At 31.1% G+C, this 23,823-nt stretch carries 23 protein-coding genes, 1 other RNA gene and 1 pseudogene; 2 read left to right on the forward strand and 23 right to left on the reverse strand.

All coding sequences use genetic code 11. The features are described from left to right. Positions 1–65: 65 nt before the first annotated feature. On the reverse strand, positions 66–653 hold the full coding sequence (locus RYO54_RS08220) for a TetR/AcrR family transcriptional regulator (protein ID WP_315117408.1): 588 nt from the start codon (positions 651–653) through the stop codon (positions 66–68). A 422-nt stretch (positions 654–1,075) separates the two neighbouring features. Then, on the reverse strand, positions 1,076–1,492 hold the full coding sequence (locus RYO54_RS08225; RefSeq protein ID WP_315117410.1) for a hypothetical protein: 417 nt from the start codon (positions 1,490–1,492) through the stop codon (positions 1,076–1,078). A gap of 573 nt (positions 1,493–2,065) precedes the next feature. Between RYO54_RS08225 and RYO54_RS08230 the strand changes: the two genes are divergently transcribed. Beyond that, complete coding sequence (locus RYO54_RS08230) at positions 2,066–2,236, forward strand: hypothetical protein (RefSeq protein ID WP_315117412.1); 171 nt, start codon at positions 2,066–2,068, stop codon at positions 2,234–2,236. A 537-nt stretch (positions 2,237–2,773) separates the two neighbouring features. Here RYO54_RS08230 and RYO54_RS08240 read toward each other — a convergent pair. From RYO54_RS08240 to RYO54_RS08305, 14 genes and pseudogenes are all read right to left on the reverse strand, one after another. Further along, a pseudogene (locus RYO54_RS08240) lies at positions 2,774–3,276 on the reverse strand (MepB family protein). 502 nt (positions 3,277–3,778) lie between these two features. Then, positions 3,779–4,106: a transfer-messenger RNA gene (ssrA, locus tag RYO54_RS08245) on the reverse strand. A gap of 179 nt (positions 4,107–4,285) precedes the next feature. Beyond that, positions 4,286–4,756: an SsrA-binding protein SmpB gene (gene smpB, locus RYO54_RS08250; protein WP_315117418.1), complete on the reverse strand. Its 471-nt coding sequence runs from the start codon at positions 4,754–4,756 to the stop codon at positions 4,286–4,288. Between the two features lie 213 nt (positions 4,757–4,969). Further along, positions 4,970–7,162: a ribonuclease R gene (gene rnr / locus RYO54_RS08255; protein ID WP_399549234.1), complete on the reverse strand. Its 2,193-nt coding sequence runs from the start codon at positions 7,160–7,162 to the stop codon at positions 4,970–4,972. Between the two features lie 141 nt (positions 7,163–7,303). Continuing rightward, entirely contained in the window at positions 7,304–9,325 is a 2,022-nt protein-coding gene (locus RYO54_RS08260) for a sodium-translocating pyrophosphatase (protein WP_315117423.1), read from the reverse strand. 83 nt (positions 9,326–9,408) lie between these two features. Continuing rightward, positions 9,409–9,633: a preprotein translocase subunit SecG gene (secG, locus tag RYO54_RS08265; protein ID WP_315117425.1), complete on the reverse strand. Its 225-nt coding sequence runs from the start codon at positions 9,631–9,633 to the stop codon at positions 9,409–9,411. A gap of 205 nt (positions 9,634–9,838) precedes the next feature. Then, a complete protein-coding gene (gene eno / locus RYO54_RS08270) occupies positions 9,839–11,134 on the reverse strand; it encodes a phosphopyruvate hydratase (protein ID WP_315117427.1) in 1,296 nt (431 codons plus the stop codon). Between the two features lie 21 nt (positions 11,135–11,155). Continuing rightward, positions 11,156–12,685, reverse strand: a complete 1,530-nt coding sequence (gene gpmI, locus RYO54_RS08275) for a 2,3-bisphosphoglycerate-independent phosphoglycerate mutase (RefSeq protein ID WP_315117429.1) — start codon at positions 12,683–12,685, stop codon at positions 11,156–11,158. Between the two features lie 3 nt (positions 12,686–12,688). After that, the gene (gene tpiA, locus RYO54_RS08280; RefSeq protein ID WP_315117431.1) at positions 12,689–13,444 is read right to left on the reverse strand and encodes a triose-phosphate isomerase; all 756 of its coding nucleotides are present in this window, start codon (positions 13,442–13,444) and stop codon (positions 12,689–12,691) included. A gap of 22 nt (positions 13,445–13,466) precedes the next feature. Beyond that, positions 13,467–14,663 (reverse strand): phosphoglycerate kinase, encoded by a 1,197-nt coding sequence (locus tag RYO54_RS08285; RefSeq protein WP_315117433.1) that lies wholly within the window; start codon positions 14,661–14,663, stop codon positions 13,467–13,469. A gap of 100 nt (positions 14,664–14,763) precedes the next feature. Continuing rightward, positions 14,764–15,771 (reverse strand): type I glyceraldehyde-3-phosphate dehydrogenase, encoded by a 1,008-nt coding sequence (gene gap, locus RYO54_RS08290; RefSeq protein ID WP_315117434.1) that lies wholly within the window; start codon positions 15,769–15,771, stop codon positions 14,764–14,766. Positions 15,772–15,868: 97 nt separating this feature from the next. After that, positions 15,869–16,897, reverse strand: coding sequence for a sugar-binding transcriptional regulator (locus tag RYO54_RS08295; protein ID WP_315117458.1), 1,029 nt, complete (start codon positions 16,895–16,897; stop codon positions 15,869–15,871). A gap of 173 nt (positions 16,898–17,070) precedes the next feature. Next, on the reverse strand, positions 17,071–18,429 hold the full coding sequence (gene rpoN / locus RYO54_RS08300) for an RNA polymerase factor sigma-54 (protein WP_315117435.1): 1,359 nt from the start codon (positions 18,427–18,429) through the stop codon (positions 17,071–17,073). 600 nt (positions 18,430–19,029) lie between these two features. Beyond that, positions 19,030–19,182: a ribbon-helix-helix domain-containing protein gene (locus RYO54_RS08305; RefSeq protein ID WP_315117437.1), complete on the reverse strand. Its 153-nt coding sequence runs from the start codon at positions 19,180–19,182 to the stop codon at positions 19,030–19,032. 129 nt (positions 19,183–19,311) lie between these two features. Here RYO54_RS08305 and RYO54_RS08310 point away from each other — a divergent pair, with 129 nt between their 5' ends. Next, positions 19,312–19,593 (forward strand): helix-turn-helix transcriptional regulator, encoded by a 282-nt coding sequence (locus RYO54_RS08310; protein ID WP_315117438.1) that lies wholly within the window; start codon positions 19,312–19,314, stop codon positions 19,591–19,593. 14 nt (positions 19,594–19,607) lie between these two features. On the opposite strand, the gene RYO54_RS08315 is transcribed toward RYO54_RS08310, so the two are convergent. The 7 genes from RYO54_RS08315 to RYO54_RS08345 all read right to left on the reverse strand — a co-directional run. Continuing rightward, positions 19,608–20,318 carry a hypothetical protein gene (locus RYO54_RS08315; protein ID WP_315117440.1) on the reverse strand — a complete coding sequence of 237 codons (711 nt, stop codon included), beginning with the start codon at positions 20,316–20,318 and terminating at the stop codon, positions 19,608–19,610. A gap of 207 nt (positions 20,319–20,525) precedes the next feature. Then, positions 20,526–21,017, reverse strand: coding sequence for a hypothetical protein (locus RYO54_RS08320; protein ID WP_315117441.1), 492 nt, complete (start codon positions 21,015–21,017; stop codon positions 20,526–20,528). Next, positions 21,001–22,173: an FtsK/SpoIIIE domain-containing protein gene (locus RYO54_RS08325; RefSeq protein ID WP_315117443.1), complete on the reverse strand. Its 1,173-nt coding sequence runs from the start codon at positions 22,171–22,173 to the stop codon at positions 21,001–21,003. The genes RYO54_RS08320 and RYO54_RS08325 overlap by 17 nt, the downstream gene beginning before the upstream one ends. Beyond that, positions 22,170–22,307 (reverse strand): hypothetical protein, encoded by a 138-nt coding sequence (locus RYO54_RS08330; RefSeq protein ID WP_315117444.1) that lies wholly within the window; start codon positions 22,305–22,307, stop codon positions 22,170–22,172. Before RYO54_RS08330 ends, RYO54_RS08325 begins: the two co-directional genes overlap by 4 nt. A gap of 2 nt (positions 22,308–22,309) precedes the next feature. Next, entirely contained in the window at positions 22,310–22,459 is a 150-nt protein-coding gene (locus RYO54_RS08335; RefSeq protein ID WP_315117445.1) for a hypothetical protein, read from the reverse strand. Positions 22,460–22,577: 118 nt separating this feature from the next. Then, positions 22,578–22,787: a helix-turn-helix domain-containing protein gene (locus RYO54_RS08340; protein ID WP_315117446.1), complete on the reverse strand. Its 210-nt coding sequence runs from the start codon at positions 22,785–22,787 to the stop codon at positions 22,578–22,580. Between the two features lie 269 nt (positions 22,788–23,056). Then, positions 23,057–23,823 (reverse strand): N-acetylmuramoyl-L-alanine amidase (locus RYO54_RS08345; RefSeq protein WP_315117448.1); only part of this gene is annotated, 767 nt, incomplete at its 5' end.

A 23,823-nucleotide genomic window follows, 5' to 3' on the forward strand; every position in this document is an offset into this window, starting at 1 on the left:
TTAAATTTTTAAAATTCATTAGGATCATTTTCTTTATTTAATTTTTTAAAATCTAACATTTTATATTATTGAATTAGTAGTTTATATAGGTATTTTAGGTTTGATAAAATTATTGTTTTAGTTTCCTCCCCTGTGCTTATAAAATTTCGATTATTAATCCATTTACATAATTCACCATGTAAATAACTATGCAATATATTTCCAATAGAATTTGCTTTTTCATTGGAAATGTTGTTATTGACCATTTTTATAAGTTCTGAAAATCCCTCTCCTGGTTTATTTAATATTTTAGTAACTTCAGTAGAAGGGTTTCCACCTATAGACTCAAACCATATAAATCTATACCATCCCGGATGTTGCATAGAAAAATCAATTAAATTGGATAAAACTAAGAAGAACCTTTCTTCATCATCTTTTTCATCACTCAAACCATTACTTGAATAATCCATCATTATAAGAAGTACCTCACCAAGTGCTTCCCAAAATATTTCATCCAGACTACTAAAATAGTTATATAAATTTGTGTGTGCACACCCAATTTTTTTAGCAATATCTCTTAAAGTTACATCCTTTATTCCTTCATTTTTATCAATCAAGCTTAATGTAGTTTCTAAAATAATTTCCTTACTTATATGTTTTTTATCATTTTTCAATTTAGTCTCCCCTTTCATTACCAATGGTAATTACCATTGGTAATATCATACCAATATTTTCATATTAGGTCAATAAAATTAAACATGATCTTCTTTATATGTTTTCTAAAGTTTCAATTAAAAGTAGGTCACTTCTTATTCAATTTACTTTATTATTTACACTTATATATCGTTTCAAAAAATAATGGGACTATCTCATTCTAAAAATCACTTTTTACTTTGAGACAGTCCCATTATATGTCTTTATGAATTTTATATTAATCTAAACTACGTATCCTATAATGCTAATTCTAATAAAGTCTATGTTGCTTATCTACAGTTCATTATAAAAAATTCTTAAATAACAAACAAATCCTCGACAACACATTTATCTCTGTATTATCGAGGATTTCATGATACAAATAACATGAACATCTTCTCAATTAATTATTAATACTTTCATCTATTGATAAAATGTCGAGAAAGCCACTAGATGAAAACCCTCCAAAAGAACGATGGACAAATAATAATATTATCATAATTGCTCCACTAATGGTCTGTAACGTTGCTAATAAAATAGCATCTTTTAACCCAGCTTTCTTATTTACTAATGTAAGTATTGCAATTAGCAACAAAAAAACTGCTACTACAATCATTGCTAAACTATAATATTGTTCTTCAATTGCTACTGAAAGAACAAATGCTAAAAATATATTTACTATTCCAAAAAGAACTGTTAAGAATTTAGGTAATCCCTTTACTCCATTATACCCAGTTTCATTATAAATCTTTTGTGCTAATTTTTTCAAGGGAAACATTGTAATAAGTCCTACTACAAATACTAGAATAATTAAAATCATTTTATCACTCCTATATAAATTATTGCCGTTTTATATTTTACCATCAATTTACAATGTCATCAAACTACGTTTTTATTGCATATTATGCAATAAAAGGTGATTTTAATTATATTAGGAGTATATTATATAAGTTTTTTACAATATTTCAATTATTAATGTATTTTTATAAAATATATCATAAAAATTAGTTTTATCCATTACATCTTCCATAAATTAAAATAACCCACGAAAATCCAAATTTTAGAATCTATTTTTAATTCTAATGTCATATTAGAATACCTATCTAATTCATTCGCTATTTTTTTAACTACATTTTCATAATTACGAGTATGTTAAAGAAAATTTTAAGACTAAATAGTTTTAAACTATCATATAGTGACTTCATTAAATATAACAATCCTATTACTATATAATTATGCAATATACCTATATCTCTTATAAAGAACAATCTTCTTCATAGAAGCTTTTTAAAATATATCTTTGGAACTTTCCACATCACTTATCTCCTTTAAATAATCATAAATTTTTATAAGCATACACATACTATAAACAAAAATTATGGGAATGATATACATGAATAAACTAACTGCTGAGCAATCAGCTTATATTGCAGGAATTATTGATGGTGAAGGTAGTATTATGTTATTAAAATTTCATAGTAGCCAACTGCCATCACCTTGCCTATCAATAAGCTCGACAAGCTTAGAGCTACTTAATTGGATAAAGAATACTCTAAATTGTTGAATTATAAAGCTTAAAAAGAATTATAAACCTAATTTTCACAAAGACTCCTATACTTACACTTTAAAATATAATGATGTTATAGAATTATTAGAACAAATATATCCTTATTTAATTTTGGAAGAAAAAATACAAAGAGCTAAATTAATCATTAATGAATATAAAAAAGTAACTCCTAGAAATGGTAGATACTCATAGGAAATGTTAAAAGCTAAGAATGATTTTTACGAGAGATTTATGAACATAAGGTAAAAGCCGCATGTAAATTCTTACATACGGCTTATTTTTGGTGGAGGTGAAGCGTATAATGTTAAACTCACAACAGATATTAATATCAGATTTTAAATATAATCAAAAGACCAGAATACTTATAACATATCCTAGTCTTATTATACAGATTAAATTCTATTCATCTATATTTTGCAATATCATTTATATGTATCTGTTTCAAATATAATATCTATATCTCTTTGTAAATCTCTAAATATACTCCTTTAGGAATTAAATTGTGCAATATATACTCAAATCTATTTATAAAGACTATGAATATAGGTTTGTTAATTTATCTATAGGAAATTTTTCTGAATCACTTAAATCTATAAAATATGGAAGCTGCCACTTTTGAGTCTTTATAGCTTGATTACTGCTTGGAGTATCCCAAATAGGGTAAACCCTCATTGCCATCTTGCCTTTTTGTAAATAAGTTCTCAGTATTTTTTTTCTAAGAGTATTTTTTTAGGAAAAATGAATTGCCCGAGTTTATTATCCGTAGTACAAGTGATAACTAATAAGTCAGGTGCTAATTCATAGGAAAATGCTTGATTTTGCATATTTTCATCTTTCTCCCAAAAGGAAACAAATTGTCCAACTTTATTAGGAGTAACTTTAGACATTCTGAATCTGATTGTTCTGTGGTTCAATTGGAATATACCACCAGCATATTCTGGGTTTTGTTTTTCTTCATGTATATTCTTGATTACAAGATTATTCGGGTTATATATTCTATTGTTTAGCTCAGTAATTGTATCATTAAATTTACTCATAAGAAATACTCCTAGTCTTTTTATACTACTTTAATATTAATCGAACTCTAGTTCTAAATCAATGAAAAATCTTAAGTATTTTTTATTACTCATATTTCTTCTCTTTTTTTATCCTTATTATACGATAATAACCATTTACTTATGATACAGTTCATTATTCTTGATGATAAAACAATAACCCTCGACAACACATTTCTGTATTGTCGAGGGTTTCATTGGTGGAGGCGAGGGGACACATTATTCCATTGTTTCCAAATGGTGCTGACTATATCTTAGACTTGAATATCAAGCCTCCTGGCGTATTATAGAAGTCATATTATAGTTTCAATACTTCTACTTCTATCCTAGTACTCCATATCTTTAGATTTAGGAGCCTATGAGTCGATACATGGCTGTTGAGTTTCCTCACATACCACTCGGCATTGCCGTCGCCATAATACGTTACGGTTTCACCGATAAAGCCAGATTTTCACTTATGAATCACTTCATAAGGCGACTCTATTGAATCGAACCCCTGTCCGAAAGTAGCAACCCCTGAGCATCTCCGAGTGCAGTCCTTATTTTAACATTCCCTATACCAAACACCTAAGGACAGGTTTTTGGTTTCAGTAGCTTCATAAATTCCGTTCCTAGGTCAAAGCTTTCCTAGGCTCGTTTCCCCACTGTCGACGCCAGACCCTAAGTCGTGGGACTCTTAGGCTGACGAGCTGCTAACTAGGCAGCTAATGCAAAATTATCGTTTGCGTTTAATTTAAATCCCAGTTTTTTAACGCGGGCCCAGGACCCCTCGACTCGCTTCTCAGGAGCAACTTACCCCCGTCGAAACCATGTACGCCCCCATGTTAATGAGGTAAACTTCAAATTTTAAAAATGAAGTTTTTAAACGCATAATTAGCACTTCATGTTAACTTTTATATTAAATTTGTATTGCCTTGATGACAATACTATAATATATCAATTTTAAATATTTATCAATAGTAATTATTAGTTTACTTGTTAAGCTTAATCTCTAATACCTACTTCTTTCCTTTAGCTGTCTTTCAATGTCACGTTTAGCTGCTTTTTCTAGCATGTCATCTCTCTTGTCGTATAATTTCTTACCTTTAGCTACTGCTAAACTAACTTTTACCCTTCCATTTTTAAGATACAATGATAAGGGAACTAGGGTATACCCCTGTTGAGCTGTAAAACCAGTTAACTTAAATATTTCACTTTTGTGAAGAAGTAATCTTCTATCTCTTAAAGGATCCTTGTTAAATATATTTCCTTGTTCATAAGGACTTACATGCATATTACATACAAATACTTCCCCATTTCTTATATCTGCATAACTATCCTTTAAGTTAGCTTTACCTGCCCTAATAGATTTTACTTCTGTTCCAACCAATTCTATGCCAGCCTCATAAACTTCTTCTATGAAGTAGTCATGTCTTGCTTTTCTATTTTCAGCTAAAGTTTTATTTTTAGAATCCTTCCCCATAGAAACACCTACTTTAATATATAATTGGTAGTATTTTATTATAACATATAATACTATAAAATTCAAATCAAGTGATTCTTGCTTTTAATAAATAAATAATAAACAAAAGTGAATAGTTTTATTAACACTATCCACCTTTTTGTTCTTAATTATTTATCTAATAGTTGATTGATACTAATATCTTAAATTTTAATACCTTAAGCAAAATTTAATTTATTCATCACTTGTTTTATAGGTTGATATTGGAGTAACTACTTCTATTTGTCCCTCTTCTGTCGATTCAGGTTTCCACTGATCTTCTTCATCCTCAAAATGTTCTTCATTGGAGCCTAATAGTTTAAAGTAAATTTCATGGGTGTTTAAATCAACTTTATCCACCTTAATCTTTACTTCGTCACCTAATCTATATATTTTCTTACTTCTTTCCCCTATAAGAGAAATATGCTTTTCATCATATATATAGTAATCATCTAAAAGAGTACTAATATGTGCAAGCCCTTCAATAGTGTTAGGTAGTTCTATAAATAATCCAAAAGAAGTTACTGAAGATATTATTCCATTGTATTCTTCTCCAATTCTTTCACTCATGTATTCAGCTTTCTTTAAGTCATCTACTTCTCTTTCTGCTTCTTCAGCTAACCTTTCCATTTGTGAGGATTGGGTAGATGCATAGTCTACTTCTGTCACTAATCTTTGCATTCTTTTTTCTGTAACTTTTCCATTTATAAATTCTTTAATTATTCTATGTATTATTAAATCAGGATATCTTCTTATAGGTGAAGTAAAGTGACAGTAATATCTTGCAGCTAATCCAAAGTGACCCACACATTCTGGTGAGTATTTAGCTTGCTGCAATGATCTTAGTAGTAATGTATTTACTACCGTCTCTTCTTTTTTTCCTTTAGCCTTTTCTACGATTTGTTGAAGAGCTTTAGGATGAATTTCTTTTCCAATCTTAACTACATATCCTAAATTGTGAACAAATTCATTAAAGTGATCTAGCTTCTCCAAATCTGGTTCTTCGTGAATTCTATATACAAAAGGAATATTTGACCAAAACATATGCTCAGCTATAGTTTCATTACATACTAGCATAAATTCCTCAATCATCCTATTTGCTATGGCCCTTTCATAAGGCTTAATATCTATTGGCTTACCCATTTCATTTAATATTATCTTACACTCTTCAAAATCAAAGTCTATCGCGCCTCTATCAATTCTTTTATTATGAAGAATACTGCATAACTCCTCCATGAGTTTAAAGTCCTCTACAAGGTAGTCATACTTTTTTATTAGTTCTTCATCTTTATCTCTCAATATCTTTGTTACATCAGTGTAAGTCATTCTTTCACTTGTTTTAATTACACTTTCTACTACTTCATAGTCTACAACTTTACCACTATTATCTATCTGCATAAAGCAACTGAGCGTTAATCTATCTACTTTAGGGTTTAAACTACATATTCCATTAGAAAGTTTCTTAGGGAGCATAGGTACTACTCTATCAATTAAATATACAGATGTTCCTCTTTTTAAAGCTTCTTTGTCTAATGGATTTTTTTCTTTGACATAATGTGATACGTCAGCTATATGTACTCCTAAGTAATAATTTCCATTAGGTAACCTTTCTATTGAAATTGCGTCATCAAGATCTTTTGCATCTTCTCCATCAATGGTTACTATTCTTAGATTTCTCAAATCTAATCTCTTCTCATATTCTTCTTCTAAAATCTCCTCTGAGATCTTATCAGCATAACTTTCAACTTTAGTCGGGAATTCTTCAGGTAATTTATATTTTTTCATGATAGTCAATATATCTAGACCTTTATCCCCTTTATTCCCTAATATCTCTATAATCTTACCTTCAGGATTTCTTCTTCCATCTGGCCATTTTACTATTTCTGCAATAACTATTTGACCAGATTTTGCTCCTTTTATATCTCCCTTAGATATAAATACATCTTGATATATTCTCTTTTCCTCAGGAATAACAAATCCAAAACTTTTACTTTCTTCAAATATTCCTATAACAGTCTTATTGGATCTATCTAATATTCTTATTACTTCACCTTCGGATTTTTTTCCTTTATTTTCTTCTCTCAAAATCTTTACCACTACTCTATCGCCGTGCATAGCTCCATTCATATTAGATATAGGTATAAATACATCTGGTCTTTCAATTTCCGGTAGTAGAAATCCGAACCCTTTTTGATGACCTTGCAATTTACCTACTACCAAGCCCATTCTTTCAGGCACCCCATAATGTTCAGTACGAGTTTTTATTATTATCCCATCTTTTTCCATGAAATCTAATATTTTTAGAAACTCTGTAAATTCATCACCCTTTATGTTAAAAGCTTTTCCTAATTCCGATGCATTCATAGGTTTATATGCCTGTTCCTTCATAAAATCAATAATATTATCTTGTATATTCACATCTCACACCTCCTAGTTTATATATTTTTAGTTTAGGTTAAATATAACAAAATTATTCAATTTACCAAATAGGACTCATCGCAATGATGAGTCCTAAATATAAACAATATATTATTTAAACATCTTTAACAGTATTCCACCATATTGAAGTATAACTGGTGCAAATACAAGTGAAACTATTGTCATAAGCTTTATAAGGATATTCATTGATGGTCCTGATGTATCCTTGAATGGATCACCAACAGTGTCACCAACTACCGCTGCCTTATGAGCATAACTTCCTTTTCCGCCATGAGCACCGCCTTCGATGTACTTTTTAGCGTTATCCCAAGCACCACCAGCGTTTGACATAAGTATAGCAACTAAAACACCAGTAGTAACGGATCCACCTATAAGTCCACCAAGAGCTTCTTTACCAAGAAGTAATCCAACTCCAATTGGAACTACTATAGCTAAAACACCGGGAATAACCATTTCTCTAATAGCTGCTGCTGTAGAAATATCTACACATTTCTTATAGTCAGGTTTACCCTTTCCTTCCATGATTCCTGGTATTTCTTTAAACTGTCTTCTAACTTCTTCAATCATTTCATTTGCTGCCTTACCAACAGATTCCATAGTTAAAGCACCAAATAAGAATGGTAACATACCACCTATAAATACACCAACTAATGTAATTGGATTTAATAAGTCTATAGTTGTTAAACCAACAGCATGAGCATAGGAAGCAAATAATCCTAGTGCCGTAAGAGCTGCCGATCCTATAGCAAATCCTTTACCGATAGCTGCTGTTGTATTACCAACAGAGTCAAGCTTATCAGTAACCTCTCTTACTTCTTTAGGAAGTCCTGCCATTTCAGCAATACCACCAGCGTTATCAGCTATTGGTCCATAAGCATCAACTGCAACTGTAAGTCCAGTAGTTGAAAGCATACCTACTGCTGATAAAGCAATTCCGTATAATCCCATCATAGCATCCTGTGATCCACCCATCACGAAGAAAGAAACTAATACACCTACACATATTAAAACAATTGGCCATAAAGTTGAATACATACCAACTGCAAGTCCTGAAATTATTGTGGTTGCAGGACCTGTTTCTGATTGATTAGCAATTTTTTGAACAGAAGCATACTCATCTGAAGTATACATTTCCGTTATTTTACCTATAATCATACCAACCACTAATCCTGCTGCTATAGCAAAGAATGCTTTTAAGTTTCCAAATACCTTGTTACTTAATACTGCAGCAGCGATGATAACTATAACTCCACCGATGTATGTACCAGAGTTTAAAGCCTTCTGTGGATTTTGAGCTTTACTGTTTCTTGCAAACATAATTCCGATTATTGAAGCTATAATTCCTATAGCCGAAAGTAATAATGGATAAATAATTCCTTCTTTATTTGCAAAAACAGCTGTACCTAAAGTTAACGCTGATATTATTGATCCAACATATGACTCAAAAAGATCCGCTCCCATACCAGCAACGTCTCCAACATTATCTCCAACATTGTCAGCAATAACTGCTGGGTTTCTTGGGTCGTCTTCTGGTATCCCTGCTTCTACTTTACCAACAAGGTCTGCTCCAACGTCAGCAGCCTTAGTGTAAATACCACCACCAACACGAGCAAATAATGCTATTGAGCTGGCTCCAAGTCCAAAACCTGTTACAAATTCGATGTTACCACCGAATACATAGTAAGCAACACCTAGTCCAACAATTCCCAATCCAACAACGGATAATCCCATAACTGCTCCACCTGAAAAAGCAATCTTTAAAGCTTTGCTTTGACCATGTTTTGCAGCTTCTGCTGTTCTTACGTTAGCCTTTGTAGCTACGTTCATTCCAAAATATCCAGCAAAAATTGAGAACAATGCTCCAAATATGAAGCATATAGCTGTCTGCCAGTTTACTAGAAATCCTAATATTGCAGCAACTACTACTACAAATATTCCTAAATATTTGTATTCAGTCTTTAAGAAAGCCATAGCTCCATCATGAATATGACCTGCAATTTCGGCCATTTTTCCGTCTCCAGGGCTTTCTTTTGTAATTGAACTACTTAATATAAATGCAAATATAAGTGCTAATAAACCTGCTAAAACAGTATAAATTAAATAAGCATCCATATCATTGATCCCCCTATTTTTATATTTTATTATATAGTGTATATAAATTATATATTTAAATATATAACTTTACCCATAGGTTATTAAATAAGATTAAGCGTTAATGTTACTGCTGCAAATAGTATTGCAGAAACAATAGTTAACTTTGACATTGTTGACTCAAAAGTTCTTCCTTTATTTTTAGAATAGAAAGTCTCGCTAGATCCTGTCATTAAACTAAATCCGGAAGATTTAGCAGGTTGAGCAAGTACTGAACCTATTAAAGTAAAAGAAAGTACTATCTGCGCCGCTATCAAAAAAGTTTTCATTATCAAAACCTCCAATATATAATCCACAAAATTATTTTTTAATACATTATATTTTAACATAGATTTGTATATAGAACAACGATATTGTAAATTATACTATAAAATTTTTACATAAATATTTTATTTCTACCACATAGTAAAATTATGGAGAAAGGTCTTTTTTACATCATTGACACTTCTCCATAATTTTATAACATTTTACATACTATTTTTTTATATTATAGAAAGCTTTTAATCCTCTAAATTCAGCTACATCTCCTAATTCCTGTTCTATTCTTAATAGTTGATTATACTTAGCTACTCTTTCACTTCTTGCAGGTGCACCTGTTTTAATTTGGCCTGAATTAACGGCTACAACTAAATCAGCAATTGTTGTATCTTCTGTTTCTCCTGATCTATGTGAAACTACTGCAGTATATCCAGCTCTTTCAGCCATTTCTATTGCATTTAAAGTTTCAGTTAGAGTACCTATTTGATTTAATTTTATAAGAATTGAGTTAGCAACTTCTCTTTCTATTCCCATAGTTAATCTATTTGTATTAGTAACAAACAAATCGTCTCCAACCAATTGAATTTTATGTCCAAGTCTTTCAGTTATAAGCTTCCAACCTTCCCAATCTTCTTCCGCCATACCATCTTCTATTGATATTATTGGGTATTTTTCTACTAAATTTGCATAATAATCTACCATTTCTGCAGGAGTTAATACTTTTCCTTCTCCCTTTAAATTATATTTTCCATCTTCAAATATTTCTGATGAAGCTGGATCTAGAGCTATAAATATTTCTTTTCCTGGAGTATATCCTGCTTTTTCTATAGCCTCTACTATAACTTGAATAGCTTCTTCATTTGATTTTAGATTTGGAGCAAATCCTCCTTCATCACCAACTCCAGTATCATATCCTTTAGATTTTAATGTGGATTTTAGAACATGGTATACTTCTGCACTCATTCTCAAAGCTTCACTGAAACTTGATGCTCCAGCTGGCATAATCATAAATTCCTGAAGGTCTACATTGTTATCTGCGTGCTTACCTCCATTTATTATATTCATCATAGGAACAGGAAGAACTTTTGCATTTACTCCTCCTATGTATTGATAAAGGCTTAATCCTAGGTATTCTGCTGCAGCCTTTGCACAAGCAAGAGATACACCAAGCATTGCGTTTGCACCTAGTTTTCCCTTATTTTCTGTACCATCAAGTTCTATCATAGTTTTATCTATTAAAACTTGCTCAAATACATTTAATCCTATTAATTCTGTAGCTATTAATGTATTAACATTATCAACAGCTTTAAGTACTCCCTTTCCGTTATACTTTGATTTATCTCCATCTCTTAATTCTACCGCTTCATATATTCCCGTAGACGCTCCTGATGGCACTGCTGCTCTTCCTACGGTTCCATCTTCTAATACTACATCCACCTCGATTGTTGGAAAGCATCTTGAATCCAACACCTGTCTAGCTACTACATCAACAATTTCAATATAATTTCTCATTATAAAGTCCTCCCTTTATTTTTAATTCTTAATAAGATTTTTCCCTGTCATTTCCTTAGGAACTTCCACTCCCATTTCATTAAGTATAGTTGGAGCAATGTCTGCAAGTATTCCACCATCTCTTAACTCTTTAGAGTGATTGCTAATATACATAAATGGAACTTCATTTGTTGTGTGGGCAGTCATTGGCTGTCCTGTTGAGTAATCTATCATTTGTTCTGAATTTCCATGATCTGCAGTTAGGAAAATCGTTCCATCCTTCTCCAATATCTTATTTACTATTTTGCCCATACATGTGTCTACAGTTTCTATTGCAACTTTAGCCGCTTCAAATACTCCTGTATGCCCTACCATGTCTGGATTAGCAAAGTTTAATATAATTAAACTATATTGATTTGAATCAATTCTTTTTAAAACTTCTTCTGTTACTTCATAAGCACTCATTTCAGGTTTTAAATCATAAGTTGCAACCTTGGGGGATGGTATTAATGCTCTATCCTCTCCATCATTAGGTTTTTCCACTCCTCCATTAAAGAAGAAAGTAACATGGGCATATTTTTCTGTTTCAGCAATTCTAAGTTGTTTTAAACCTAATTTGCTAATATATTCCCCTAAAGTATTTTCATAACTTTGCGGCTCATAAGCAATCCTAACATTTTCTATAGTCTCATCGTATTGAGTCATTGTTGCAAAATTTAAGTTTAAAGTTTCTCTCTTAAAACCATCGAATACTTTATCATTTAGTGCCCTTGTTAATTGCCTTGCCCTATCTGGTCTAAAATTGAAGAATATTATGGAATCCTCATTTTTTATCGTAGCTGTAGGTCTTCCATCTTTCATGATAACAGTTGGCAGAACAAATTCATCTGTTTTGTTATCTTTATAGGACTTATCTACTGCCTCAATAGCTGACTTTGATTCTTCTCCTTGGCCTAAAACTAAAGCATTATAAGCCAAATTAGTTCTTTCCCATCTCTTATCTCTATCCATGGCATAATATCTTCCTGATATTGTAGCAACTTCTCCTAAACCGATTTCTTTCATAAAATTTTCTATTTCCAATATATAATCTTTAGCAGATGAAGGTGGTACATCTCTTCCATCTAAAAATCCATGTACATAAACTTTACTTAGCCCCTTTTTCTTAGCTAATTTTAGCAGAGCTTTTAAATGGTAAATATGAGAATGAACTCCACCATCAGATAACAGTCCCATTAAATGAAGTGAGCTATTATTTTCTAAAGCCTTATCCATAGCTTCATTTATGACAATATTATCATAAAATCTACCTTCGTCTATATCTTTTGTTATCCTTGTAAGTTCTTGATATATAACTCTTCCTGCGCCAATGTTTAAATGTCCTACTTCCGAATTACCCATTTGTCCTTCTGGTAGCCCTACACTTAATCCACTAGCTTTTAGATGAGTATGAGGATATTTACTCCATACATTTTCATAGTTTGGTTTATTTGCAGCTAATATAGCATTTCCATCCACTTTATCGGTTATACCAAATCCATCCAAGATCATTAACATTACTGGCTTAACCATATTTTACCCCCTGTTATAGTTTACAATGGCTCCAAATTCTTCAGCCTTAAGACTTGCCCCTCCAACTAGTGCTCCATCAATATGGGGCATTAACATTTGCTCTTTTATAGTGGAAGCTTTAACTGAACCACCGTACTGTATTCTTATTTTTTCACTAACTTCACTTCCGTATAATTTTTCTACTATGCTTCTAATATATCCTATTGTTTCATTGGCCTGTTCTGAGGTTGCAGTTTTTCCTGTACCTATTGCCCAAATTGGTTCATAAGCGATTACTAAACTTTCTACCTGACTAGCTGTTAATCCAGATAAATCTAGTTTAATTTGTCTTCCTATAATCTCTTCTGTTATTCCATTTTCTCTTTCATACAGGCTCTCTCCAACACACAATATAGGAATAATATCATTCTCAAAAGCCTTCTTTATTTTTTTGTTTACAGTTTCATCTGTTTCATTAAAGTATTGTCTTCTCTCACTATGTCCTATGATCACATAGTCTATTTCTAAAGCTTTAAGCATAGTTGGCGATACTTCTCCCGTAAATGCTCCTTTATCTTGAAAATACATATTTTGAGCACCTAATTTTATATTTGAACCTTCTATTGCCTTTTTAACTTCTGAAAAACATATGAATGTCGGACATACTACTACTTCACATTCTGCTTCTTTTACTAAAGGCTTTAATTCTTCTACTAATTTTACCGCTTCTTCAATAGTATTATGCATTTTCCAATTCCCGGCGATTATTGGCTTGCGCAATATTAACACCCCTTTACTTTTACTATTTATCGCTAAGTGCTGCGATTCCTGGAAGTTCTATTCCTTCTAAGAACTCTAATGACGCTCCGCCACCTGTTGATATATGAGTCATTTCATCTCCAAATCCTAATTGATTAACTGCTGCTGCACTATCTCCTCCGCCTATAACTGTAGTTGCATGTGACTCAGCCATAGCCTTTGCTACTTCTATTGTTCCATTAGCAAAGTTATCGAACTCAAATACTCCCATTGGTCCGTTCCAAATTACAGTCTTAGCTTTTTTAACTTCATCTGCATAAATCTTTGCTGCTTTTGGTCCAATGTCTAATCCCATATAACCTTCCTTAATATTTTCATCTTCAGTTATAATAGGATTGGCCTCTGCGGCAAACTTATCAGCAACCACATTATCTACTGGTAAAAGTAATTTTACTCCCTTAGTTTTTGCTTTTTCTATCATTTCTTTTGCATAGTCTATTTTATCTTCTTCAACTAATGAATTCCCTATATTAAATCCTTGTGATTTTAAGAAGGTATAACTCATACCACCGCCAATTATTAATGTATCAACCTTCTCTAATAAGTTATTTATAACATTTATTTTATCCGATACCTTAGCTCCTCCAAGTATTGCAACAAAAGGTCTTTGTGGATTTTCAACTGCTTCCCCTAAAAATTTTAGTTCCTTTTGAATTAAATATCCGCAAACGGAAACAGGTAAAAATGTTGTTACTCCTACCGTTGAACAATGAGCTCTATGAGCAGTTCCAAAGGCATCATTTACAAAAATATCCGCCAAAGATGCTAGTTCCTTTGAAAAGTTTTCTTCATTCTTAGTTTCTTCTTTTCTGAATCTAGTATTTTCTAGAAGGATTACCTCTCCCTCTTTCATCTTTTCTACTGCTGCCTTAGCATTTTCTCCTACTACATTATCGTCTGCAGCAAATACTACTTCTTTTCCTAAAAGTTCTGATAATCTTTTAGCTACAGGTGCTAAAGATAGTTCTGGCTTTACTTCTCCCTTTGGCTTTCCCATATGAGAGCATAAGATCACCTTTGCACCCTTTTCCATTAAATATTTAATTGTTGGAAGAGCTCCTACTAATCTATTTTCATCACTTATTTTTCCGTCCTTTAAAGGTACATTAAAATCACATCTTACCAAAGCTTTTTTGCCCTTTAATTCTATATCCTCAATAGTCTTTTTATTAAAACTCATAATATCACCCTTTCTTAAAAATAATACATAAAAAAGGGTTTTGTCCTATAGCTACAACTACAAATCAAAACCCTTCTAAGCTAATGCTAACTATAAGTTATTATAATCTATCTGCAACGTATTTAGTTAAATCAGCTAATCTTTGTGAGTAACCCCACTCGTTGTCATACCAAGCTATAACTTTAACCATCTTTTTACCTATGCTCATAGTTGAAAGTCCATCTACAATTGAAGATCTTTCATCTCCTCTATAGTCTATAGATACAAGTGGCTCTTCACTATATCCTAATATTCCCTTCATATCTGTTTCTGAAGCTTTTTTGAAAGCTGCATTTATTTCTTCTGTTGTAGCATCTTTTTCTAATGTACAAACTAAGTCAGTTACAGAAACAGTTGGGGTTGGTACCCTTATAGCTAAACCATTTAATTTTCCTTTTAATTGTGGAAGCACTAGTGCAACCGCTTTAGCAGCTCCTGTTGTTGTTGGTATCATAGCTTCTGCTGCAGCTCTTGCTCTTCTTAAATCTTTATGTGGAGCATCTAAAATCTTCTGATCGTTTGTGTAAGAGTGAATTGTTGTCATAAGTCCTTCTACTATTCCAAACTCTCTATCTAAAACCTTAGCAAAAGGTGCTAAACAGTTTGTTGTACATGATGCATTTGATATAATATTGTGTTCTGCTGAATTGTATTTTTCTTCATTAACACCTAATACAATAGTTATATCTTCATTTTTAGCTGGTGCTGAAATAAGTACTTTCTTAGCCCCTGCTTCTATGTGAGCTTTAGCTTTATTTGCATCAGTAAATAATCCTGTACACTCTATTACGATGTCTACTCCTAATTCTCCCCATGGTATGTTTTTAGGGTCTCTTTCTGCGTATATTTTAATTTCTTTACCGTCAGCCACTATAGCACCCTCTGTAACTTCTAAAGTGCCATCGTACTTTCCATATAGTGAATCATATTTTAATAAATGTTTTAACGTAGCTGGATCTGTTAAATCGTTTATTGCAACTACCTCTAATTGTTCATTGTATTTTTTTACTAAAGCCTTGAATACATTTCTTCCTATTCTTCCAAAACCATTAATACCAACCTTAATCATAAAAAATACCTCCTTATATTTTAAAAATCATATATTACCTTATAGTTTAGTAATATATATTTTTGAGTACTTTATATATATTTTGTATAAAATATCTTTAATTATTAAATATCTTTAATATTTCCTTTGCAGCACCTTCATCTGTTACTAGAACACCATTTTTGTTATTCAATTCAGTAGAGATTATAGCCTCACCTTTACTTCCTCCACCAGCTACTGCAATTATATGTTCTACATTACCTATGTGCTGATTCTTTATACCCATAGTGGGTGTGGAGTATACTACATTTCCTTCTCTATCAAAGTAATAACCAAAGGCTTCCCCAACAGCTCCTTTAAATTTTAGTATCTCTATTTCTTCATTAGGTACTCCTCTTCTTTTTGCCATTTCATCAGCTCTACCAATGCCGTAAATTAATATATCAGCACTATATATTATATCTAAAATATCTTTAACTGATTTTTCTTTTACCATGGCATCTACAGCTTCACTGCTTAAGTTGTCTGGAACATGAAGAAGTTTATAGTTACAGTTAAATTTATTAGCTAAATTTGAAACTAAAGTATTTGCTTGGGTCTCTAAATCCCTACCCATTCCACCTCTAGCTGGCACTATTATTACATTATTTAAATTGCTTAACTTTGGCATATTCTCCACTACTTCTTTAACTGTAGTTCCACCAGTAATAGCAATTACATTTTCGTCAGTCAAAATGCTTTTTAGATAATTTGCTGAAGCCTTTCCTAATTCTTTCATTACATTTAAATCTTCATCCAAATCTCCTGGAACTATTATTACATTTTTTAAGCCTAGTTTTTCTTTGACTATCTCTTCTAAATCATTTAAACCTTTTATTTGATGTATGTAATTTTTCAATTTATCTATTATTTCTTCCCCATAAGGTGTTATAATCATTCCTGGGAGAGTAATTTCTATAAAGTTTTGCTCCTTTAAAAAATTAATTTCTGTTCTAACAATTCTTTCACTTACGTCTAAGTTTCTAGCTAACATTCTTCTCCCGATAGGTTGATTATAATAAATATTTCTTAATATATTATATCTTTTTTCCATAACTTCTATCATCTCTGGTATAATCTTTTGTTGTATTTTTAATACTTCCTCCAACCGAAGCACCCCTCTGGCCATAATTTGTCCCACTGATTAATTTTTAGTCCCACTTATATTATAAACCAATATAAATTATTTTCCAATAGCCAAAAACATAAATTTAAACAAATAAAATTTAAATAGAGAAAAGATACATTACTTTTCTCTATTTCCTATTAGTTATAATTAAATTAATATCGTTTCCTTCCCTTAGAAGATTTTATTCCAATTTCTTCTCTGTATTTTGCCACAGTTCTTCTTGAAATATTCACACCATTACTTTTTAATTTATCAGCTATACTTTGATCTGACAATGGATTACTCTTATCTTCCTTATTAATTAAATCTTCTATTTTTCTTTTAACTTCTACTGTTGATAGCGAATCTTCTGTTCCTTTAAAAGTCAATCCTGTAGTGAATAAATCTCTTATTTTTATTGTGCCTTTATCTGTATGAATGTATTTATCTCTAATAGCTCTACTTATTGTAGATTCATGCATTTCTAAACTATCTGCAATTTCTTTTAGGGTCATTGGTTTTAAATATCTTTGTCCATAATCAAAATAATCTTTTTGCATTAAAATTATTCTCTCTAAAACTCGATAAATAGTACTTTTCCTTTGTTCAATACTCTTTATTAAAAAAGTAGCACTATCTAGTCTATCTTTAACAAACTCTACTGCTTGTTTATCTTCTCCCTTATTAATTATCCCCTTGTAAAGATTATTAATAGTTAATCTAGGGGCTAATTCTTCATTCATTATTATATGATACTCTCCGTCTATCTTTTTTATATACGCATCGGGAAGAATGTATTTAACCTCTTCTCCAGTATAAAAGCCTCTAGAAGGTTTAGGCTGAAGGGTTTTTATAAAGTCACCATAGCCTTGAGCTTTTTTAACATCTATATTGAAAAATTTAGCAAGGGAGTTATATTTATTTTCAGCAATATATTCTAAATAATTATCTATGATTCCAAATAATATAGTGTCGTATATTCCTCTTTTTTCACATTGAATTTTCAAGCATTCTTTTAAGTCTCTAGCACCAATTCCATCAGGTTCTAAACTTTGAATTACTTCAAGGGCTTCTTCTACTAGATCTAATGGCATCCTCAGTTGTTCTTGTATGTTTCCTAAGGTTTCAGCTAAATATCCTCTTTCATCTATATTTTCAATTATATATTCACCTATAAACTTTATGGAATCCTTTTCATTTAAGTAACATAGTTGCTCAAACAAATGCTCTTTGAGAGATTTTTTTTCACTAATAAAAGCAAAGGGAGAAACTTCCTCATCATCACTTTTATAGTTTCCATAATAGTCACGATTATCATATTCCAAATATTCTATCATTTTTTTATAATCTATGGTATTTGTTTTTTCTTTGTTGTCATTATACTTAATTTCTAAAAGAGGATTTTCTTGGATTTCTTTTTCTACAAGCTTTTGTAATTCATATGAAGATAATTGCAGTATTTTGACGGAAAGTTGCATTTGTGGTGTCATTATCAATTTTTGCTCTTGAGAAATGTTTAAAATAAAATCCATATTCATTTTAACCAACACCTTTCATACAACTATATTATAACATTTCACAAAACTATAGTACAGTATTGCGCTTCCCATTTAAAATTATAACAGACTTAATATACATCGTATAGATAATTTTCTATTATTTTTTACAATTTTTTTAATATTTTAAAAAATAAGAAGAGTGCAGCTTAATACACTCTTCTTAGAATTATCTTTGACCCTTTTCGTAAGGTACTCCATCAGAAAATAATAATAGACAAAATAGAGCTGATATTTTACACCAGCTCTATTTTGTCTTATTCCTTTGTTTCGTCTTCCCCATCGCACATAGGCATTGAATTTTTCAATTGCTCCATCTCCTCTAACATACACAAGACCTTTTTCTCTAACTCTAAAATTTCATCCATTATGTATTCCCCCAAAATTCCCCAGTGGCTACTTTAATTTTAGCACCTCCAAGGGTAGTTGTAAAGAACTTATGTTCTCGTTGTATTTTATAATTTAACTTATACACAATGCATTGCTATATATCTATTGTAAACTCAAACCATATCGAGTGCCCCGATATTATCGACAAAACCACAACAAAATTTCTACAAAAAAGAACAAAACATTCTACTTTTTAGCAGAATGTTTCTTTAATAAGTCCTCAATCGCTTCATCGAGCAATCGTGACATAGGTATTCTTGTCTTTTCAGATAGTCTTTTCAATTTATCATATAGCTTTTTATCTATAGAGTTACTTATCCTAGTTCTATGTACTAGCATGGAATCACCCCAAGTAAATTATATAAAGTATATAAGGTGCAAACAAGAAACATAAGGTTATGGCACTTTACATAACTTACCTGTATACAATTGATACAAATATTAAATATAATTAAATCGGTGATGTTTATGTACGTACTAAAGATAAAAGAATATAGGAATTTACGAGGAATTACGCAAGAGCAATTAGCAATAAAAATTGAGATAAGCCAAAGTTTTCTATCCGAAATAGAAAATAAGAAATATGATATTAAATTAGATTTGTTATATAAAATAGGTAGAAATTTAAATGTATGTCCTAAAAGACTTATATATTGTAATTGTAAGATTTGTAGAAAGAAAAGAAAACTGAAATACCGAAGGAATAACAAAAATTCAAGAACATATATAAAAAACAAAACCTTGGAGTAAATCCAAGGTCATTTTTATTTAGTCGGCGTGAATTTAATGTTGTTAAGTCCAGAGATATTTATAATATCCCCGTTCTTTAGATTTACAGTTACCTTTTCAACCCCTAAAGAACCTCCAAGGATTTCATTCACTTTAACTTTACCGTCTTTGTCATAGACAATAAAGTTACCAGAACCCTTGGAGACTGTTACGTTATATCTGCCCTCTGACACAGTTGTTCCTACGAACCAGTAACCGGAGCATAGTGTTGTAGCCGCATATGGGCGTAAGACATTTTTTACTGGTTTCGGATTAACTGCCATGCCTTTTATTTTTATTGTAAAGCCGTCTCCCAATGGCACTCTGTATCTGGTAATCCCGAAGTCATTAGAAGTACCTCCTATTTCGTTAGTTACCAATCTTCCCTCGTTATCGTAAATATTTAAATTTCCAGACCCGTTGAAAGTAAGGTCGTACACAAACGGATCAAGATGCTGACCCACTACAAACTCTCCTGCATTTAACGTTTTACTGTTTTTAATAACAAACATCTTCCAGTCGGATTCTTCTTTCTCTTTTGCTATTCTTGCTGCTTCTTTTTCTGCCTCAATTTCTTCCGGAGTTTTCTCTTTGACTTCTTGCTTTGGTGCGTTAGTAGTTACATTGTTTTCTTGGCTCCCACCACAAGCTGTAAATGTAAAAACACATAAAATCGAAATTATAAAAATACTAATCTTTTTAAACATAAAATTACCTCCCCTAATCCCTTGGTATCTATATATTAACAAACTATGTACATTCTTGTAAATACTAGGAATAGGTGATTATTATTCCATTCTACTAAATCAAACACTAAATTACATACTAAAAAAGGCACTAAACGCATTTAGTACCCAAATAGTCCTTAAACTATTGATTTTTCTATATTTATTTAAAATGAAATTCTCACGATACTATAGTATTCTATATTCCACGCCTTTTATTTTTTCTCTTACTTCTCTTTTACTTACTATCCAGAACTCATACTCCACCTTAGCTTTATTCAATATATCTTTTATACTATTTATTTTATCTTTTTTAGTCCTATTATATATATCTATCTCTATTACCAGTAACTTTTCTGTTTTTAAAATTATTATACAATCTACAATAAAGTTTTTTATTTTATATTCTCTTTGCACTAATCTTATATTATCTTTATGTTTTATTATAAATTCGTTAAGCACTAGAGCATGAAAAGAAGGTAGCTTTTTAACATAATAAACCTTTTTACCTAACACCGGATGAACTGCTACTTTAAGAAATTTATTGTCTGCTAATTTTTTAAGCCTAATGCTGCAGGTGGTATAATTAGTAAAGAATAATTTATTTATCTGCGATATAGTTGCACCTCTATTATCTGTTATCCACTCTATTATCTTTGTATCTCTAGATGTTAATTGCATTAAGTATCTCTAATATATCTTGCTTCTTAGGTACAATAGGAGCAACGTCTTTTGGTTTTTCGATAATTCTATGATTAATGTTTTCCATTACTGAATAGTGATCTATTGTATAGCTGTAGCCTATTTCTTCATTATTAGTTCTTACTATTACCTCTCTATCGCCTAAATCACTCGCATGGTTATTGCCTAGAACTACGACGCTCGTTGGTATATCGCTTAATTTTAAAGCAACCCTAGTACATAATTGAGCTTTAATATCGCTGGGTATACTATCACTCGTTGGTTTTTGGAGTGATGTTACTAAAAATGCTCCACTACTCCTACCTACATTCGCTAGGGTCTTAACATGCTTAAGGCATTTAGCTTTGAGTTTCTTTTCTTCACCGCTGTCCCCTTTGCTTGTATTTAAGAAAGAAAATTCTTCTATAAACACATAAATGTATTTAAGCTTATTATAAGAGTTCCTATTGTAATCCTCTATATTGTAATAACCCTTGGTGTTATCTATTAAAGATTCTCTGCGTTTGCACTCTTTATCTATCTTCTCCAAAGCCTCCAAAACTTCTTCCAATGTCTTAGAATTAACTTTAACCTGTTTGCAGTTACTAAATACACCTAAGTCGTTCTTCCTAACTTGTAATAAATAAAGTTCTATATTATTGCAATACTTTATTAGGTTAGTCAGTATAAGTAATAATATTCTACTCTTACCAGTTCCAGTATCGCCACCAATAAGCATATGAGGGAACCTATTCATGTCTACTACAATAGGGTTTATTAATCCATCCGCAATTAACAACTTATTAGGTGGAAGTTTTATAGGTTTAAAATCCTTAAACTTAAACTCTTTTATACAATACATATCTACCATATTACCTTCTGTTTTTAACTGTATAGACTTATATCCTAACCCCTCTTTAAATATGCTTAAATCCTTTTCTAGACACTCCAAAGTATAAGAATAAGGTAATTCTATCTTTATTAAATGCCCATATTCCGTACGCTCTATAGACCATATCTTTAGAGTTTTTTCTAATTTGTTAGTAAATTCATTCTTAGAAAAAGTTATCTCTTTCCATTTCTTTCGTATCATTAGTTTATCCCAGTTTTTATATATGGAGTAACCAGCACTTGTTGCTAATAATTCAATAATCATTTCTTATCTTCCTTAAAGATTGATTGAACAATTCCCCATAAAAATAAACTATACATAAACATGTTGTACCCTGTAATATTCTTAAGATTTTTAACTGTGTTTAATACTAATTTATCTAGTATAAATGGATCCACTCTCATCCCTCCATATCATTATTCTTTAAATGATTTATATAATGTTCAGTTGCTCTTTTTATAAAATCTGATTTTTCTTCTAGACTATTAAGGTAAGTAAACAACTTAACATCTCTTGTAGTTTTTTTAAAGCTTACAGCAATTCTAAGCAATATTTACAACCCCTTTTCTACTTCTTTACTAACAATATATGCATTACTTGCGTAAATATTGCATGTCCATGAAATAAAATTTAAGTTTTTTAAACTTTATTTATAAAAAATAAATGAACTAGTCATTTTCAACTAGTTCAAATATATCATCTACTTTCATATTAAGTTTTTTCGCTATTTTAAAAGCTTGCTCTAATGTAACTTGCTTCTTATTATTTTCTATCAATGAATAATTACTTTTCCCTATATTTAAATACTCAGCAAAATCTTTAGATGTTTTATAGCCTAATTGTAATCTAATCTCTAATAATCTATTCCTAATAACCATGCAACCACCCCATATTATTATAATATTCTGCAACTGTATATTATTTCCTCTAAATGCCAATAATTTAGACAAAACTTATTTGAGGTGATTCTATGCAATTATTAAATATTATTTCTATCGCAGGGTCTATACTATTTTTTATATTGACACTTTTATGTTTATATATTTTGTTCATACTGTTTTTATACTCAATAAGTTAAGGTAAATGATATTAATGTTGATAAAATAAAAAAGAGGTAGCACAGGATTTCTCCCGCACTACCTCTCAATTATATTTCTTTTATGTATGCATCTTTATAACCTTTAGATTTTATTTCTTTTAAAAGGTTTTCTGCGTATACTTTGTTTTCAAATGAACCTACTTGCACCTTATATGATTTTTTATTTGTATTCGCTTTTAGTTTTTTAGCTACAGAATCTTTAATTGCTTTCTTGGTTTGTTCTCCTACAATACCATCTATAGAAAGCCAAGTATGTAGCCTTTGGAACTCCTTAACCGCATTTACGGTATCATTTCCGTAATATCCGTCTACGCTTATATTTAATCCTAATGTTGCTAGATCTCTTTGTAAGTCTTTAATATCTTCCCCATACATTAATGGACTTGTTAAAGATAGAAGCTTTTGAGCATATCCCCCATTAATGGCGTTCTTAATTTCTTCCAAGGGATAATTTTTTCCAGGACAATCTGTGGCCATTAATTCCCCATGGCCTTTTACAGAGCTTATATCATATTTATTGCATAGATACTTACATAACTCTATAATAGCTTTCTTTTGTATCTCTGGCATTGCTTCTTTATTATAGCTACCTTCGGCACATACTCCTAATGTATTAGTGTTAGAACCTGCTGTATGGGCGCCTATTGCGTCATCTGGTCTACCTATCCAAATGTTGCCTTGCTTATCTATAAAATAATGATAGCCACAGCCTGCCCATCCATTATTTAAATGCCACCTATGAATGTCCTCTATACTGCATTTTGAAGCTTCTGCATGGTGCAAGACAATCATCTTTGGATTGTTACCGTAGGATA

Origin of the sequence: uncultured Clostridium sp. (genome assembly GCF_963515715.1) — a bacterium.
Lineage (GTDB): Bacteria > Bacillota > Clostridia > Clostridiales > Clostridiaceae > Clostridium_AW.

Coding starts and splice junctions, on each gene's coding strand:
- RYO54_RS08225 (WP_315117410.1), bottom strand. CDS start 1,492: ATGATTTTAATTATTCTAGTATTTGTAGTAGGACTTATTACAATGTTT.
- RYO54_RS08230 (WP_315117412.1), top strand. CDS start 2,066: ATGAATAAACTAACTGCTGAGCAATCAGCTTATATTGCAGGAATTATT.
- smpB (WP_315117418.1), bottom strand. CDS start 4,756: ATGGGGAAGGATTCTAAAAATAAAACTTTAGCTGAAAATAGAAAAGCA.
- rnr (WP_399549234.1), bottom strand. CDS start 7,162: ATGAAGGAACAGGCATATAAACCTATGAATGCATCGGAATTAGGAAAA.
- RYO54_RS08260 (WP_315117423.1), bottom strand. CDS start 9,325: ATGGATGCTTATTTAATTTATACTGTTTTAGCAGGTTTATTAGCACTT.
- secG (WP_315117425.1), bottom strand. CDS start 9,633: ATGAAAACTTTTTTGATAGCGGCGCAGATAGTACTTTCTTTTACTTTA.
- eno (WP_315117427.1), bottom strand. CDS start 11,134: ATGAGAAATTATATTGAAATTGTTGATGTAGTAGCTAGACAGGTGTTG.
- gpmI (WP_315117429.1), bottom strand. CDS start 12,685: ATGGTTAAGCCAGTAATGTTAATGATCTTGGATGGATTTGGTATAACC.
- RYO54_RS08285 (WP_315117433.1), bottom strand. CDS start 14,663: ATGAGTTTTAATAAAAAGACTATTGAGGATATAGAATTAAAGGGCAAA.
- gap (WP_315117434.1), bottom strand. CDS start 15,771: ATGATTAAGGTTGGTATTAATGGTTTTGGAAGAATAGGAAGAAATGTA.
- rpoN (WP_315117435.1), bottom strand. CDS start 18,429: ATGGATTTTATTTTAAACATTTCTCAAGAGCAAAAATTGATAATGACA.
- RYO54_RS08305 (WP_315117437.1), bottom strand. CDS start 19,182: ATGCTAGTACATAGAACTAGGATAAGTAACTCTATAGATAAAAAGCTA.
- RYO54_RS08310 (WP_315117438.1), top strand. CDS start 19,312: ATGTACGTACTAAAGATAAAAGAATATAGGAATTTACGAGGAATTACG.
- RYO54_RS08315 (WP_315117440.1), bottom strand. CDS start 20,318: ATGTTTAAAAAGATTAGTATTTTTATAATTTCGATTTTATGTGTTTTT.
- RYO54_RS08320 (WP_315117441.1), bottom strand. CDS start 21,017: ATGCAATTAACATCTAGAGATACAAAGATAATAGAGTGGATAACAGAT.
- RYO54_RS08325 (WP_315117443.1), bottom strand. CDS start 22,173: ATGATTATTGAATTATTAGCAACAAGTGCTGGTTACTCCATATATAAA.
- RYO54_RS08340 (WP_315117446.1), bottom strand. CDS start 22,787: ATGGTTATTAGGAATAGATTATTAGAGATTAGATTACAATTAGGCTAT.